Raw genomic sequence first — 15,605 nt, forward strand, 5'->3', positions numbered from 1 at the left:
GCCTGCTGATGCAGGCTTTTTTGATGATTACTTTTTACAGGGTGGTTTCGTTATATTTCTTGCTATGACGAATCGACAAGATCGCGGTCACAGTCAGGACAATCACAATAAAGCTCAAAGAAATCCAGATCGGCATATGGAACACATCTAGCATCAGCATCTTAAAGCCGATAAAGACCAGAATGATCCCGAGGCCATAAGGCAGATAATGCATTTTTGAGGCTGCGCCCGAGAGCAGGAAGAACATTGCGCGCAGGCCTAAAATCGCCATCAGGTTTGCAGTGAGGACAATGAAGGGATCGGTGGTGACGGCAAAAATAGCCGGAATAGAATCGACGGCAAAGATGACATCAGAGGCTTCAACCAGGATCAGGACCAGGAACAACGGCGTTGCCCAGAGCAAACCATTTTGACGGACAAAGAATTTGTCGCCCTGAAGTTGCGGGGTAATACGCATATGTTTACGCAGCCATTTTAGAATCGCCATATCTTCAATATTGCTGTCTTCTTCATGCTGACCACGCAGGAATTTGAAGCCGGTATACACCAGGAACGCACCGAAGATATATAGAATCCAGGAGAATTCCTGCACGAACCACGCGCCAATAAAAATAAAGATAGTTCTGAGCACAATCGCACCCAGTACGCCATATAACAGCAGCTTGCGTTGCAGTGCGGGTGGAATGGCGAAGGCCGCGAAGATCATCAGCCAGACAAAGACGTTATCAATCGCCAGGGATTTTTCCAGCAGATAACCGGCAAAGTATTCCATGACCTTAGCATTGGCAATTGCCGTGCCTGCGGTCTGCTCCAGATACAGCCATAAGCCGCCACCAAATAAAGTCGCGACACTGACCCAGGCAATACTCCAGTAGGCAGCAGTACGGACTTTAACTTCCTGACCATGCTGATGCTTAAAGCCGACAAAATCGATTATCAGCATGACTGCGACAATCGCGAAAAAGACGAGATACAGCCAGAGTGTACCAATGGTTTCCATGTGAATTCTCCACATCGGACAACTAGCCATAAAAAAACCTTGACCAGTTGCCAGATGAAAAACATCTATAACAACATGATCAAGGTCTTGCCTACATCTTACTGTTCCACTTTTTTATATAAAGTGTGACTTCAAGATGCTCAGATACCGACTTTTTGCAAAGTGTAATGACGATATTCTGACACGTTTAAAAATTGAAATTTCATTCTTAAACGCTTGGAGGAGGCTACTCCCCTTGTTCAAACTAAATTTTATTTGAGCGGTAGCTCAATGTGCAGCAAGCATGACAGATTTTTGCTAAGACTACAATTTCATTTACAAAAATCATGCTTCAAGGCGCTTTCTTACCTAAGAAATCCGGACGCTGAATCAGGTAGAAGCTGATCAGAAAACCCAAGCTGGCCAGGATTGCTCCTACCCAGCCAATACTATGTAATCCGATATGTGCCGTTACCAGACCGCCGAGTAAGGCACCGCCGCCAATCCCGACATTGTACAAACCTGAAAAAATCGCCATGGCGACATCAGTCGCATCGGAAGCCAGATTTAAGGTCTTGGCTTGTAGGGCCAGACTAAACCCAATAATGCTGATGCCCCAGATTAACGTTAGGCTATTGAGCTGAATTACACCCTGAGACAGGGGCAGCAATAACAGCAGCGAGATCCCTAGCCCGAGTGTAAATAGCGGAATGGTGAGTCGGGGAAAATGCGGTGCAAAGCGGCCAAATACATAAGACCCGATCAGGCCCGCACCGCCATAAATCAGCAATAAGCTGGTGATCTGTGCAGAGCTGAATTGCGCAATATTCAGCGCAAAGGGTTCAATATAACTATAGGCGGTAAATTGCGCACTAATCACAAGCACGGTAAGCGCAAAGACCAGCATCAGGCTGGGACGTTTTAGCAAGCTTTTTAAACTGCTGAGTGAACCTGAATTAACACTTGGCAATAAAGGCAAGGTTTTGGCCAGCAATACGCACACCACGCTCGCCACAATCCCAATCAAGGCAAAACTATTGCGCCAGCCATAGGCCTCCCCGACCATCCGGCCAAAGGGAATTCCCAGAACCATCGCCATGGCGGTACCGGTAGCCAATAAGCCCAGTGCCTGAAACTCTTTGCCCTTTGGCGCAACCCGCACAGCAAGCGACGCCGTAATTGACCAGAACAGCGCATGCGCCACGGCAATACCAATCCGGCTCAGCACCAGAATGCTAAAGCTCCAGGCAAAATAGGACAGCACATGACTGAAAATAAACACCGCAAATAAAATCATCAGCAGAAAGCGCCGTTCAATATTTTTGGTCAGTAACATCATTGGCAAAGACAGCAGCGCCACGACCCAGGCATAAATTGTCAGCATCCACCCGACTTGGGTCGGTGACATGGCAAAACTGGTACCAATATCACTTAATAGCGCCACCGGGATAAATTCGGTGGTATTGAAAATAAAGGCAGCAGAGGCTAAAGCAATCACACAGACCCATTGACGCGTCACCGAAGAGGTGGAAGAAGAGCTGGACATAAACATCTGATAAAAGGAACCGGCTGGCAGTTTAAACCTATTGAGCAAAATGCGGTATTGGTCAGAAGGACAGATTCACAATCCTTTAAAAGAAATCTAACAATAGAGCAGGGAAAAATATGTCAGTCTGGTTTAAAAACAAGGAGAGGATCGGCATGTTGATCGAGCATCAGCAACAGGACAATGGAGGTTTATGGTTTGTAGAGCCAAATGAAAAACGTCTGGCAGAAATGAGTTATTCAAGAGTAAATGAAGATCAATTAGTGATTGAACACACCTGGGTCGATGACAGTCTACGCGGCCAGCACGTCGGGTATTATCTGGTCGAGGCCGCTGTGAATTTTGCCCGTGAACACGGCATCAGGATTATTCCAAAATGCCCTTTTGCCAAATCCGTGTTCGAGCGAGAGCCTCACTTTAATGATGTTTTATAATTTAAAAATGACAACAAAGGTTCAGATTCGTATGGAAATCAAATATCAAGATTCAAAACGTGGTGGTGTATTTTTTATGGAAGATCAAGGACGCCGCCTGGCCGAGATCACTTATCAATGGCGGGGTGATGCCGTCATCATTGCCGATCATACCTGGGTCGATGATTCCCTGCGTGGCCACGGTATTGCCCGAAAAATGCTGGATGTACTGGTCGATTTTGCCCGTGAAAAAAGTTTAACCATTATCCCACAATGTTCCTATGTGGATGTCATGTTTAAACGTGACCAAAGTCTGGCCGATGTCGCAGCAACGACTATTTAACCATCCAAGGGGATTTCCCGAAAGAGAGATGGAGTCTTTCTTTCAAGGCAGGAATCAATATAACCTGTAACAGGGTATATAAACCGAAACCTGCCATCACCCCGGTCATCGCCCAGAAAATTTCTTCAAACTGTTGCAGCATCACTAAAATTGCCATGATCAGCAGGTAACTGGCATGAAAATAAATACGATGTCCAACAAATTTCAAGATCGTCCAGCTAATAAAAATTGAACTGATCAGCAGATTGGTTTGAGCGCTGAATTGCCAATTATTTAAAGTGATCATCAGGACAAAACACACACATAACAAGGCAAGGGTTAAAATCAGATCTTTTAACATCAAGTGATCCTCATGTTCATGGTAGGTGTATGAAAATATTCGTTTAATAATTTAGGCACTATTGTTAAAAGTTTAATCCAGAAATGCAAACTGAAAACCATGTAAGCAAATACGGATATTTGCTTAAAAAATAGTCGACTTAATTTAAAATTATTGATTAAATTGTGTTTTTAATTCTTCCCTCTAGTGAGATGGCATGATGCTACAGCTTTGCTATGCCAGTGAACGCATAGAATCTGAACAAGAGTTGTTACAAGATTTGAGTGATATTTTGGCCACTGCCCGGAAGTTCAATCTTCAGCATCAAATTCATGGGGTGTTGTATTATTCCCATGGCAAATTTTTCCAGTGCCTTGAAGGTCAGGCTGAAGTAGTAGAAAGTTTATTTCAGAGCATTTCTCAGGATCCCCGTCATCACAATATCTTGCGTTTTGCAGATGCAATGGTAGAGCAGTCCCATTTCTCGGAATGGTCAATGAAATATGTACATAAACACAGTGAAATTTCTTCTTTATTTTCACGTTTAGGTTTGAAGCAATTTGATCCACATGCCTTGCAGCAGTCAGGAATTGCTGAGTTCCTCAAAGTGCTGTATCGCCTGGAAGAAAATCAGGCCAGTCTGGCATCGCCAAAAGGCTATAAGCAGCGTGGTTATGTCCCCTATTTCTGATCTGCTGGATTAAAGCTGAAAATAAAAAAGTCCGCATAGCGGACTTTTTTTGTCTGATGTGGATTAGCTCATGTCAATCATGACTTTTAAGGCCTTCTCATCAGAGGCATGTTTAAATACATCATAGGCTTTTTCAAAATCGGCAAATTTAAAATGATGGGTCGCCAGTTTTTCTAGGGGCAATTTTCCGGAACAGCAGGTTTTCAGCAGCATCCCTGTGGTATTGGCATTCACCAGACCGGTGGTGATGGTCAGGTTTTTAATCCAGAGTTTGTTCAGTTCAAAACTTACCGGTTTACCATGTACGCCGACGTTGGCAATATGCCCGCCCTCTTTCACGACATGCTGGCAAATATTCCAGGTGGGTTCTACCCCTACTGCTTCAATGGCACAGTCAACCCCGCGTCCATCGGTAATCTCTAGGATCTTTTGAATGGCATCTTCTTTAGCAGAGTTGATGGTATGTGTTGCGCCGACAGTCTTGGCAAATTCCAGCCGGTTATCATCCATATCCACCATAATAATATTGGCAGGTGAATAGAACTGTGCGGTGAGCAGACAGCTCATGCCGATTGGTCCTGCTCCGACAATCGCCACATTGTCGCCGGTTTGACATCGCCATATTGCACGCCAATTTCATGTGAAGTTGGCAGGATATCTGAAAGGAATACGGCCACATCTTGGTTCAGGCCTTCGGGTAAATGATAGAGTGAGGTATCGGCAAAGGGCGTACGTACATATTCGGCATGGGTGCCGTCAATCATATAACCCATGATCCAGCCGCCTTCATTGCGACAATGGGCATAGAGCTGTTTCTGGCAGTTTTCACAGGTTCCGCAGCGGCTGACACAGGAAATAATCACCCGGTCGCCCTTTTTAAAGTTTTGCACGGCGGAACCAACTTCTTCCACAATGCCAATACCTTCGTGACCTAAAATACGTCCCTTAAAGCTGCCCTCTTTACGCGTAGCCTCCTGCTCAATTTCCGGGTTTTTACCTTTCCAGATACCCAAGTCGGTACCGCAGATGGTAACTTTTTCCAGTTTAATGATGGCATCGCTGGGATGCAAAATGGTGGGAACTGGGCGGTCTTCAAAGCGGATATCATTTGCGCCGTAATAGACCATCGCTTTCATCGTTGTCATGACACATCTCCTAATGGAATGAGGAATGAGAATGACCTGACTCAGCGAGAATAATGAACGCCTCGATTGCTTTTATATAGTGACAGCGATGGGCTGATTTATGATCTGGCTTTCAGGCCTATAGATACCTGTGTTCTTCTCGATTGTGCCTTGAGTGATATGGCGCTGCAATGAGTCTTGTGTACAGATTGCAACAAAAGATCATCAGGGAGGGTTCAGAGATAAATCTGCTATTTGGGTCAATATTTAAATCATAGGATTGCAGGATCAGAACAACGGTTCACTTTTTCTCAATCAACGTTTTAATATGCTAAAAAAAGCCCGCTAGGCGGGCTTCTTCACTTCACTTAAATCTGTTTTATGCTTGTAAAACAGTAATCAGCTTCTGATGCAAACCACCAAAACCACCATTCGACATAATTACTACGGCATCGCCCTCGCCTGCCTCTGCTACCACGGTCTGAATGATGTCATCCAGTGTGCGTGCAACTTTGGCCTTGTTTGGCGCAGCCTCAATGACCGGTTGCAGATCCCAGTCCAGTCCTTCCGGTTGATACCAGATCACTTCATCGGCCAGACGTGCTGAATGAGCTAAGCCATCTTTATGACTGCCCATGCGCATAGTATTGGAACGTGGTTCAATAATCGCCCAGAGTTTGCGTTCACCCAGACGTTTGCGCGCACCTTCTAAGGTCGTATCAATCGCCGTCGGATGATGGGCGAAGTCATCATAAACTTCGATACCACGGACTGTGCCTAATAGTTCCATACGGCGTTTCACACCACCAAAATTGGACAGCGCTTCACAGGCGGTTTCAAGCGATACGCCGACATGTTCAGCAGCGGCAATGGTGGCCAAGGCATTCGCCACCGAATGCTGTCCAGTCATATTCCACTGTACTTCGCCTTTGACTACGCCCTGTTGCAGGACTTTGAAATGTGAACCATCTGCTGACAATTGTTCTGCATAAAGTTCAGATTTTTCGTTGGCATCTAGACTGGTGCGCACTACAGGCGTCCAGCAGCCCTGCTCCAGCACTTCATCAATATTGCTTTCAGTAATCGGCGCGATAATCCGGCCTTCACTTGGAATAGTACGAACTAGATGATGAAACTGTTTTTGAATTGCGGCCAGATCATCAAAGATATCGGCATGGTCAAATTCCAGGTTATTTAAAATTGCGGTTTTTGGATGGTAATGCACGAACTTGGAACGCTTGTCGAAGAAAGCAGAATCGTATTCATCGGCTTCGACACAGAAATATTTCCCACCACCGAGACGCGCACTTTCCGAAAAGCCCAATGGCACACCGCCAATCAGAAAACCTGGCTCCAGACCGGCTTGATCCAGTACCCAAGCCAGCATCGTGGTGGTCGTGGTTTTACCATGTGTTCCGGCGACACCCAGCACGTGTTTACCTTGCAGAACATGATCAGCCAGGAACTGCGGACCTGAAATATAAGGCAGACCTGCATTCAGCATATATTCGACTGCATCAATACCACGCTTCATGGCATTGCCGACGATCACCAGATCCGGATGAGGCTGTAAATGACTGCGGTCATAACCCTGCATTAAAGTGATGCCCGCATTTTCAAGTTGGGTCGACATGGGTGGATACACATTCAGGTCTGAACCTGTTACCTGGTGGCCCAGATCGCGTGCAAGTAGCGCTAACGAGCCCATAAAGGTGCCACAAATACCCAAAATATGCAGATGCATCTACTTTACTCCGTTCCTGTCTGACCCATCACTTTATATTGGTGCTGTTGTCATGATTTATTCAATTTGCAAGCAACGATAGCAAGGCTTTAGCTGAAAAGATAGTGAAAATTCTGGCCTTGTTGTGGGATTTTTTAAATCCTGTTTCACGGATAAATTCAAAGAAAATTTCAAAGCGATGCAATATCTTTTCGCCAAATAAACCGTAAAATAAGTTCGACTTTTTTGCAGAGTGCATGCAAATGCTGCCGGCTTTATTTCTTCTGGTAATTGCCAACTGTTTTATGACCCTGGCCTGGTATGGGCATTTAAAATTTTTGCCGCATGATGCACCGCTCTGGCAAGCGATTTTATTCAGCTGGGCCATTGCCCTGTTTGAATATAGCCTAATGATTCCGGCGACCAAATTACTGGCGCAGCAAGGACTCGCAGTCGGTCAAATGAAAATCACCCAGGAAGTCGTGACCTTACTGGTCTTTGTTCCTTTTATGATTTTTATGTTTAAGCAGCCTTTTAAACTGGATTATCTCTGGGCTGCTTTATGTCTGTGTGGATGTGTCTATTTTGTATTCCGCAGTTCCTAAATAGTTGTAACTGCGGCTACTCCCCTATTTTTATTCCAGTTTTTGAAAATTCGATAAAAAAATAAGAAAAATCGAGCCTTGCTTTGACCGTTAAATTTTATGAAGCTGAATTTTCAGTCTATAATAGGCAACTCCTATTCAAGCTTGGCTCTCTCGTCGAGATTTATCTTTTCTCACTTTAATCTCTGGAAAATTTGCAATGAATGCGGCTGCTGCACAAGATACTCCTCTCGTAGGTATTATCATGGGTTCTCAATCAGATTGGGCAACTCTCGAACACACTGCCAATATGCTCAAGCAGCTTGGTGTCCCATTTGAAGCCGAAGTTGTTTCTGCACATCGTACTCCAGACCGCCTGTTTGAATATGCTGAGCAAGCGCGTGATCGTGGTATTCAGGTGATTATTGCTGGTGCAGGTGGTGCAGCGCATTTACCGGGTATGTGTGCGGCGAAAACTGATCTTCCAGTTTTGGGTGTACCGGTGAAATCTTCGATTTTAAACGGTGTTGATTCATTGCTGTCTATTGTGCAAATGCCAGCTGGGATTGCGGTTGGTACCTTGGCCATCGGTCCTGCCGGTGCCACCAATGCTGCCATTATGGCCGCGCAAATTCTGGGTTTGACCCGTCCAGAAATCGCAAAAAATGTTGCAGATTTCCGTGCAGCGCAAACAGATAAAGTGGCAAGCAACAATATTCCAGGCCAAGCTTAAGTCGAGACACAGATTATGGATAAAACCATCGGTATTTTTGGTGGCGGTCAGCTGGGTCGTATGATGGCGCAAGCGGCACTTCCATTAAATATTCAATGTACATTTTTTGAAGCCAGCACAGACTGCCCTTCTGCTGCTTTGGGCCCGGTGATTTCGAGCCAGGCTGAAAACGGTCTACAAGACTTTATCAGCAGTGCAGATGTATTTAGTCTGGAGTTTGAAAACACGCCCCTTGCAGATGTTGATGTACTGACACAAAGCAAGCAACTGCATCCGCCACGTCAAGCTTTAGCGATTGCCCAGCATCGTTTGTCTGAAAAAGCCTTGTTTGATGAACTGGCTATTCCGGTTGCACCGTACAAAGCGGTCACTTCACTGGAAAGCTTACAGGCTGCTGTAGCTGAACTGGGTTTGCCGATCGTACTGAAAACTTCACGTGGCGGTTATGATGGCAAAGGCCAATTCGTTTTACGTTCGGCCGATCAGATTGATCAGGCTTGGACAGAATTGGGCCCTGCGGGTGAACTGATTGCTGAAAGTTTCGTGACTTTCTCGCGTGAAGTCTCGATCATTGCAGTGCGTGGTCAGAATGGCGATGTCAAAACCTGGCCTTTGGCAGAAAACCATCATCATAACGGGATCCTGTCGCACTCGATTGTGCCTGCACCAAACAGTGCAGATTTGCAGCCTGTGGCGCAGGACTATATCACTCGCCTGCTGAATCATCTGAATTATGTTGGTGTCCTGACCCTTGAGCTGTTTGTGACAGACAAAGGCCTATATGCTAACGAGATGGCACCACGCGTGCATAACTCGGGACACTGGTCGATTGAAGGCGCCGTATGTTCGCAGTTTGAAAACCATGTGCGTGCGGTGGCTGGTTTGCCTTTAGGTTCAACTGAAGTGATCCGTCCAACTGTCTTGGTGAACATCATTGGTCAGCATCCAAAATCTGCAGATGTACTTGCTCTGGAAGGTGCGCATTTGCATCTCTACAACAAGTCAGAGCGCGAAGGCCGTAAGATTGGTCACATTACCCTGATGCCAAATGACAGCGCGCAATTGTCTGTGCTTTGCCGCCAACTGGCGAAAATTTTACCGAATCCATTGGCATTGAGCGAAGATATGACCATCTAGGCTTTAACTTGCTGATAAAAAAAGCGATCACTTCGGTGATCGCTTTTTTATTTGTCTGCTTTCAGGCATGATTGCGCCTCTTTAAAAATGCCTGCCATTGGTCGGATCGGTTTTTAAATCAATTGCTTATAAACTGATCAATTGAGTATAAATATAACAATTCAATAAAATCTTATTTACCGCTGAATTTTGCCATATTCACTTGTAGATAAGCCTGAAATCAAAGTTTGAATTTAAAACTAGAAAGTGGTTTTGAATTTAAATTCATAAAAACAAATTCAAATTTAAATCGAACTTTGAATTTAAACTTGCGCTTTTAAATTCAAAAAATATCAATTCAAATTTAAAATTGGACAAATGAATTCAAAGTTTTTGAATTTAAAAATATTAGCCCATTATTCAAATGAATTTAAAACAAAAATGAGTGTAATTAGAGCATGTTGATGATCATGACTCGCTTTTCCTGAAACAAGTTATCCCCAGTAATTTTTTAAATTCAAAAATAATTCCAAATGTTTTGAATTTAAATTTAAAAATCCTGCTGATTTGAATTTAAAACAAGCTTGTGGATAACTCGTGTTCAAATTTAAAGATTACAAAATGAATTTAAAAGTGTAGGAATTATGAATTTAAATTTACGCATTGGCGCTTTAATTTTCATCATGAGCTGCTAAGGTAGAAGCATAATTCAAAATCTAAATATTCAAGGGTCTTATGCAACGGCTTGCACTTTTTATTGGTTTTGTGGTCTTGGCTGCTTCACAGGCACAGGCTGAACTTATTATTAATGGTCAACGTGTCACGCCGACTGATTTGACCTCTAGTTCAAATATCCCGAATTATGCCTCCCAAAATAATTTTCAAAACTGTCTCGCTAATTTGCGCAGTCAAGCTGTTGCTAGAGGTGTAAGCGGCAGTACCTATGATCGTTATACCCAGAACTTAAACCCGGATTATTCAGTGATTGAACGCCTGAATTACCAGCCTGAATTTTCTACCCCAATTTGGGATTATCTGTCTGGTTTGGTGGATGAAGAACGGGTTCAGCTCGGCCGGCAAAAATTACAGCAACATCGTGAGGTGCTCAATCGTGTTGCTGCCACCTATGGTATACCTGCAGAAACGGTAGTTGCGGTATGGGGTGTCGAAAGTAATTTTGGTGATATTTCGGGGAAATATCCTTTATTACAGGCTTTAGGAACTTTGAGCTGTGAAGGTCGTCGCCAGAGTTATTTCCGTGGTGAGTTTTTTACCACCATGAAACTGTTACAGCGTGGCGATGTGCGTGAAGAACAATTAAAGGGTTCCTGGGCAGGCGCATTTGGTCATACCCAGTTTATGCCATCGACTTATGATGAACTTGCAGTTGATTTTGATGGAGATGGCCGACGTGATCTGGTATCCAGCATTCCGGATGCACTGGCATCGACCGCCAATTTTTTAAGCAAGCGTGGCTGGCAGAGCGGACAACCTTGGGGATTTGAAGTCAAGATTCCGCAAGGCATGTCGGTTTCCGGTGAAGGCCGAAGAAATAAAAAATCCTTGAGTAGCTGGATCAATCAAGGAGTGGTTCGTGCCGATGGTTCGGCATTGGTTCAAGGAAATTTATCGCAATCTTCTCAGGCCGGATTGCTTGCACCTGCAGGCCCGAGTGGCCCAGTATTTTTGGTATTTAAAAACTTTGATGCCATTTATAGCTATAACGCGGCAGAAAGTTATGCCTTGGCGATTGCGCATTTATCCGATCGCCTGCAAGGTAAAGGTAGTTTTACGGCCACATGGCCCACCGATGATCCGGGGACTTCTCGTGCAGAACGTCGTGAGATTCAGCAATTTTTATTGAGTCGAGGTTATGACATTGGTGCGGTGGATGGTTTGATTGGTGATAAAACCCGTCAGGCGATTCGTCAGGAACAACAGCGTTTGGGCTTGAGTCCAACAGGTCGTGCTGGTCAGCAGATTCTGCGTGCTTTTAGAAATGAAAATGCCAAACGCATGATGCAATAAAAATATTGAAAATTAAAAAAGGTCTGCATTTTTGCAGACCTTTTTTAATGACTATCTTTCCAATAACTATATAGTCATGGAAATAATATTGTTTAGGATGGCTTAGACTGCAGTAATGGTACCGAGGACGCGATATCCAGCAGCACCAGTGACTGCTGGCAGGTTACCATTCAGCTGATTCATAAAACGCATGGCCAGCCAGGCAAAGGCAGTAGCTTCTACCCAGGTCGGACTGAGGCCCAGATCGGCGGTAGTTTGTACGCTCCATTCATGTTTGCGCAGGCGCCAGCGCAGTTGCTCGAGTAAATGTGAGTTATAGGCACCACCACCACAAACAAAAACTTGTCCGGTATCCATGCCGGAGCGGTAAATGGCTTTTTTAATGGCACGGGTGGTGAGCTTTAATAAAGTCGCCTGTACATTTTCCGGAGTATCTTCCAGTTCATCGTATTGCAGGTCATTGCGCCAGTCAGCAATCTGTTCATCCAGCCATTCCAGGTTGAAATCTTCACGACCAGTACTTTTCGGAGGCTCTTTGGAGAAAAATTCGTGTGACTGCAAGCGATCAAGTAAACTGCGAATCGGGGTGCCATAGGCTGCCCAGTTGCCATTTTCATCAAAAGGCTGACCAGTATAACGGGCACACCAGGCATCCATCAGGATATTGGCCGGTCCAGTATCAAAACCATACACCTCTTCAGGCTTCCCGGCAGGCAGCAGGCTGACATTCGCAATACCGCCCAGATTTAAAATGACACGGTGAATGCTGTCATGCTGGAAAATATCCTGATGAAATGCCGGAACTAAAGGTGCTCCCTGACCACCTGCCGCCAGATCACGACGACGGAAATCTGAAATCACCGGAATCTGGGTAATTTCAGTAATGATATTCGGGTCACCAATTTGCAGCGTGAAGCCATGTTCAGGACGATGCCGGATGGTCTGGCCATGCGAGCCAATCGCCTTGATTCTGGATTTATCCAGGTTATTTTTTTCAATCAACGTATTAATACCATGACCAATCATTTGTGCCAGTGCAACATCGGCCTTACCCATACGGTCAATTTCATTGTCATCCGGCAAAGTCAGTGCCATCAGCTCATCCCGAAGGTTAGGATCAAATGCCAAAGTGAGTGTGGCATGAAGCTGGAGTGGATCAAAAGAAGCAGCAACAATATCGACACCATCCATGCTTGTGCCGGTCATTACCCCAATATAGATCGCTGTCATGGTTATTCTTAAGCCTGCAATATGCTGAAAAAGTGTTAGTATATCGCACAAATTGAGTAACTGATGTATTGGATTTTGTGATGTCAAATTTCCTGCCGGCTGAAGAACAACTTGCCCTCATTCAACGAGGCACCCACGAAATTATTTCTGAAGAAGATCTTCTCAAGAAATTAAAATTGAATCGTCCATTAAAAATTAAAGCGGGTTTTGACCCGACTGCGCCTGATTTGCACTTGGGCCACACGGTTCTCATTAATAAGTTAAAAGTATTCCAGGATTTGGGTCATGAAGTATTGTTTCTGATCGGTGACTATACTGCGATGATCGGTGACCCGACCGGCAAGAGCGCAACACGTCCACCATTGTCACGTGAACAGGTTTTAGAGAACGCTAAAACATATCAAGAACAAGTATTTAAAATTCTTGATCCCAACAAAACCAAAGTGGTGTTTAACTCGGAGTGGTTTGCGCAAAAAACTGCGGCTGATTTAATTCAATTGGCATCACAGCAAACGGTTGCGCGTATGTTGGAGCGTGATGATTTCACCAAGCGTTATAACAACCAGCAGCCAATTGCGATTCATGAATTTTTGTACCCATTGGTACAAGGCTATGACTCTGTTGCGCTGGAAGCAGATGTTGAATTGGGTGGTACAGACCAAACCTTTAACCTGTTGATGGGGCGTACCTTACAAGGTCGTTATAATCAAGAAGCACAAGTCTGTATCACAGTGCCAATTCTTGAAGGTTTAGATGGCGTCAACAAGATGTCTAAATCTTTGGGTAACTATATTGGTGTATTTGATGCACCAGGCGCGATGTACCAAAAAGTGCTTTCAATGCCGGATGCATTGATTGAGCGTTATTTTGATCTGCTGAGCTTCAAAACCATTGAAGAAATTCAACAGTTGTTAAAAGAAGTGGCAGAAGGCCGTAATCCTCAAGAAGTCAAAAAGATTCTTGCGCTGGAGCTGGTTGAGCGTTTCCACGGTGCAGAAGCGGCTGCCAATGCCCATAAAGGTGCGGGTAATATCATTACTGAAGGTGAATTACCCGAAGGTACGCCAGAAGTAACCATTTCACGTGGCGAGTTTGGTGGTGAAATCTTTATTACCTCGATTTTACGTGAGGCAGGCTTAACCAAAAATGCAGCCCAAGCTAAAGATGCATTAGGCCGTGGCGCAGTGAAAGTGGATTGGCAGACTGTAGATACAACGTATTCTGTGAAAGAGAACGTAACTTTGATTGTTCAAGCCAGCAAAAAAGCAATTGCTAAAGTCACTTTTGTTGACTAAAAATCGGATAAGTTATTGAAATAAAAGCAGGCTTAGGTCTGCTTTTTTTATTGATGTTCTATATTTAAAAATCAAATAAGTAAAGTCAAAAAAAACCCTATGAAAACAAGAGTTAATTTTTCCCAAATCACTTGCTTTTCATCTTTATTATGTATAGGATTTATTCATCTAGAGAATTCGTTTAGAGCATCTAGAGGGTAGTAAAAATAATAGTACTCCACAACTGAGAAAGTCTCTTTTCCAAGAGGCTCTTTTTAAAAGCTTTAAAGCGAATAACTATAATAATGACATAATGGATCGGGTAAAGATTCAATTCTAAGGAGGAGATTTTGGGAGAGATCTCTTCCTTTTTTATTTATTCTGATTGCGTAATCAAGATATAAATCTGCATGCCTACTCTTCTCGTTGAGCAACTAAACTTAAAATTAACTAGCAAATTGGGCTTAGGTGAATGACCTCTAAGAATGAGTTCATTTCAATTGACTGTGAAAAAAGAGCAAAACATAAAAAATTAAAACAAAGGTGATTGAATGTATCGCTATCCAACAGAAGATATTTTTGATGAACAGATCGATTGCATTTTACGGTTCTTATTTGAATACCAGCCGGTCGAACAAAAACAGCAAATCTATAGATCTGTCTATACTTTATTTATGCAGCTTGATCTGGCCGCGCATTACTTTTTATTTTCCCTGATTGAAGAGCAGTTACCGCGACGCGCGAAATTATTCTTTGTTGCCGAGGATTATCAGGGTAAGAAAGACATGATTGTAGAAGTTATGCAACACTGGCTTGGACAGTAAAAACAGGAAAAAGTCGCTTAATGCAAAATAACAGGCTTTATCTTCTATATATAAGTGATCTAAGCATGGTTTTGGGATTCGAAAACTAAAAAATGAATCCCTCTTCTATATAGCAGCCTAAGAATAGGCTTTTATAAAAGCTTTTTACGTAAAAAATAACTCACAAATTAAGGAGTCTAGGGTTTAGATCGGCTTACTGAGCGAGATAGATTAATTTTGGTTTTCTTTTGACGTGCTAATTTAAATAAAAGACAAGATTTCAATGTTAAAAGGCTAAAAATACTATTTTAACGATTATTGTGATAGCTTTTAGGTCTAAATGAATTTTCAGTTATAAAAATAAAATGACGTGTTTAGTGCATTTATTAAATAAAAACGCTTAAAAATTAGATAAAAAAGCGATTTTTTAGCAATTTTTGTAGAAAAAAAAGACATACGTGAAAAATATAGTGAATTGGGGGTTGCAATGATTCTGAAATCCTCTAGAATGCACCCATACCGACGAGATAGATGGAAACGAACGAAGCAGAATGGCGGAGTTGTTGAGTTTATCGAAGTCCAGCTTCTAGCACTGACGAGGTGTTAGAAAGATCATTAAGAGATTATGAAGAACAACTTGTGTGGATTTTTACTGGTTGATCGATCGAAATTATTTTCATTGATTGATGGTAGAAATTA

16 protein-coding genes are annotated in these 15,605 nt (G+C 43.5%); 9 read left to right on the forward strand and 7 right to left on the reverse strand.

Translation table 11 applies throughout. The features are described from left to right. Positions 1-34: 34 nt before the first annotated feature. Together NI462_RS11540 and NI462_RS11545 are read right to left on the reverse strand one after the other, a co-directional pair. Complete coding sequence (locus NI462_RS11540) at positions 35-1,000, reverse strand: TerC family protein (RefSeq protein ID WP_004728997.1); 966 nt, start codon at positions 998-1,000, stop codon at positions 35-37. Positions 1,001-1,331: 331 nt separating this feature from the next. Beyond that, entirely contained in the window at positions 1,332-2,525 is a 1,194-nt protein-coding gene (locus NI462_RS11545; protein WP_253160690.1) for a sugar transporter, read from the reverse strand. 155 nt (positions 2,526-2,680) lie between these two features. Here NI462_RS11545 and NI462_RS11550 point away from each other — a divergent pair, with 155 nt between their 5' ends. Further along, on the forward strand, positions 2,681-2,959 hold the full coding sequence (locus tag NI462_RS11550; protein ID WP_180039090.1) for a GNAT family N-acetyltransferase: 279 nt from the start codon (positions 2,681-2,683) through the stop codon (positions 2,957-2,959). 31 nt (positions 2,960-2,990) lie between these two features. Then, complete coding sequence (locus NI462_RS11555; protein WP_071851291.1) at positions 2,991-3,281, forward strand: GNAT family N-acetyltransferase; 291 nt, start codon at positions 2,991-2,993, stop codon at positions 3,279-3,281. Here the strand turns inward: NI462_RS11555 and NI462_RS11560 are convergent. Then, positions 3,274-3,621: a hypothetical protein gene (locus NI462_RS11560; RefSeq protein ID WP_253160692.1), complete on the reverse strand. Its 348-nt coding sequence runs from the start codon at positions 3,619-3,621 to the stop codon at positions 3,274-3,276. The genes NI462_RS11555 and NI462_RS11560 overlap by 8 nt on opposite strands. Positions 3,622-3,817: 196 nt before the next feature. Here NI462_RS11560 and NI462_RS11565 point away from each other — a divergent pair, with 196 nt between their 5' ends. Further along, positions 3,818-4,291 (forward strand): BLUF domain-containing protein, encoded by a 474-nt coding sequence (locus NI462_RS11565; RefSeq protein WP_081407926.1) that lies wholly within the window; start codon positions 3,818-3,820, stop codon positions 4,289-4,291. Positions 4,292-4,354: 63 nt separating this feature from the next. On the opposite strand, the gene NI462_RS15100 is transcribed toward NI462_RS11565, so the two are convergent. The 3 genes from NI462_RS15100 to mpl all read right to left on the reverse strand — a co-directional run bounded on the left by NI462_RS15100 (position 4,355) and on the right by mpl (position 7,159). Beyond that, positions 4,355-4,858 (reverse strand): zinc-binding dehydrogenase, encoded by a 504-nt coding sequence (locus NI462_RS15100; protein WP_290444367.1) that lies wholly within the window; start codon positions 4,856-4,858, stop codon positions 4,355-4,357. Then, positions 4,855-5,436 carry an alcohol dehydrogenase catalytic domain-containing protein gene (locus tag NI462_RS15105; RefSeq protein ID WP_290444368.1) on the reverse strand — a complete coding sequence of 194 codons (582 nt, stop codon included), beginning with the start codon at positions 5,434-5,436 and terminating at the stop codon, positions 4,855-4,857. Before NI462_RS15105 ends, NI462_RS15100 begins: the two co-directional genes overlap by 4 nt. A 358-nt stretch (positions 5,437-5,794) precedes the next feature. Beyond that, entirely contained in the window at positions 5,795-7,159 is a 1,365-nt protein-coding gene (mpl, locus tag NI462_RS11575; protein ID WP_253160694.1) for a UDP-N-acetylmuramate:L-alanyl-gamma-D-glutamyl-meso-diaminopimelate ligase, read from the reverse strand. A gap of 242 nt (positions 7,160-7,401) precedes the next feature. Here mpl and NI462_RS11580 point away from each other — a divergent pair, with 242 nt between their 5' ends. The 4 genes from NI462_RS11580 (at position 7,402) to NI462_RS11595 (ending at position 11,599) form a co-directional block, all read left to right on the forward strand. Then, positions 7,402-7,743, forward strand: coding sequence for a DMT family protein (locus tag NI462_RS11580; protein WP_004647146.1), 342 nt, complete (start codon positions 7,402-7,404; stop codon positions 7,741-7,743). A gap of 199 nt (positions 7,744-7,942) precedes the next feature. Continuing rightward, positions 7,943-8,455, forward strand: coding sequence for a 5-(carboxyamino)imidazole ribonucleotide mutase (gene purE / locus NI462_RS11585; RefSeq protein WP_004647147.1), 513 nt, complete (start codon positions 7,943-7,945; stop codon positions 8,453-8,455). Between the two features lie 15 nt (positions 8,456-8,470). After that, positions 8,471-9,592 carry a 5-(carboxyamino)imidazole ribonucleotide synthase gene (locus NI462_RS11590; protein WP_191112717.1) on the forward strand — a complete coding sequence of 374 codons (1,122 nt, stop codon included), beginning with the start codon at positions 8,471-8,473 and terminating at the stop codon, positions 9,590-9,592. Between the two features lie 714 nt (positions 9,593-10,306). Further along, positions 10,307-11,599, forward strand: coding sequence for a lytic murein transglycosylase (locus NI462_RS11595; RefSeq protein WP_253160696.1), 1,293 nt, complete (start codon positions 10,307-10,309; stop codon positions 11,597-11,599). Positions 11,600-11,701: 102 nt separating this feature from the next. On the opposite strand, the gene NI462_RS11600 is transcribed toward NI462_RS11595, so the two are convergent. Then, positions 11,702-12,829 carry an anhydro-N-acetylmuramic acid kinase gene (locus NI462_RS11600; protein WP_253160698.1) on the reverse strand — a complete coding sequence of 376 codons (1,128 nt, stop codon included), beginning with the start codon at positions 12,827-12,829 and terminating at the stop codon, positions 11,702-11,704. 80 nt (positions 12,830-12,909) lie between these two features. Here NI462_RS11600 and tyrS point away from each other — a divergent pair, with 80 nt between their 5' ends. Together tyrS and NI462_RS11610 are read left to right on the forward strand one after the other, a co-directional pair. Then, complete coding sequence (tyrS, locus tag NI462_RS11605) at positions 12,910-14,124, forward strand: tyrosine--tRNA ligase (protein WP_004647151.1); 1,215 nt, start codon at positions 12,910-12,912, stop codon at positions 14,122-14,124. 530 nt (positions 14,125-14,654) lie between these two features. Continuing rightward, positions 14,655-14,927 carry a hypothetical protein gene (locus NI462_RS11610; RefSeq protein ID WP_044112807.1) on the forward strand — a complete coding sequence of 91 codons (273 nt, stop codon included), beginning with the start codon at positions 14,655-14,657 and terminating at the stop codon, positions 14,925-14,927. Positions 14,928-15,605: the final 678 nt, after the last annotated feature.

This window comes from Acinetobacter lwoffii, assembly GCF_024129715.1.
GTDB lineage: Bacteria > Pseudomonadota > Gammaproteobacteria > Pseudomonadales > Moraxellaceae > Acinetobacter > Acinetobacter lwoffii_U.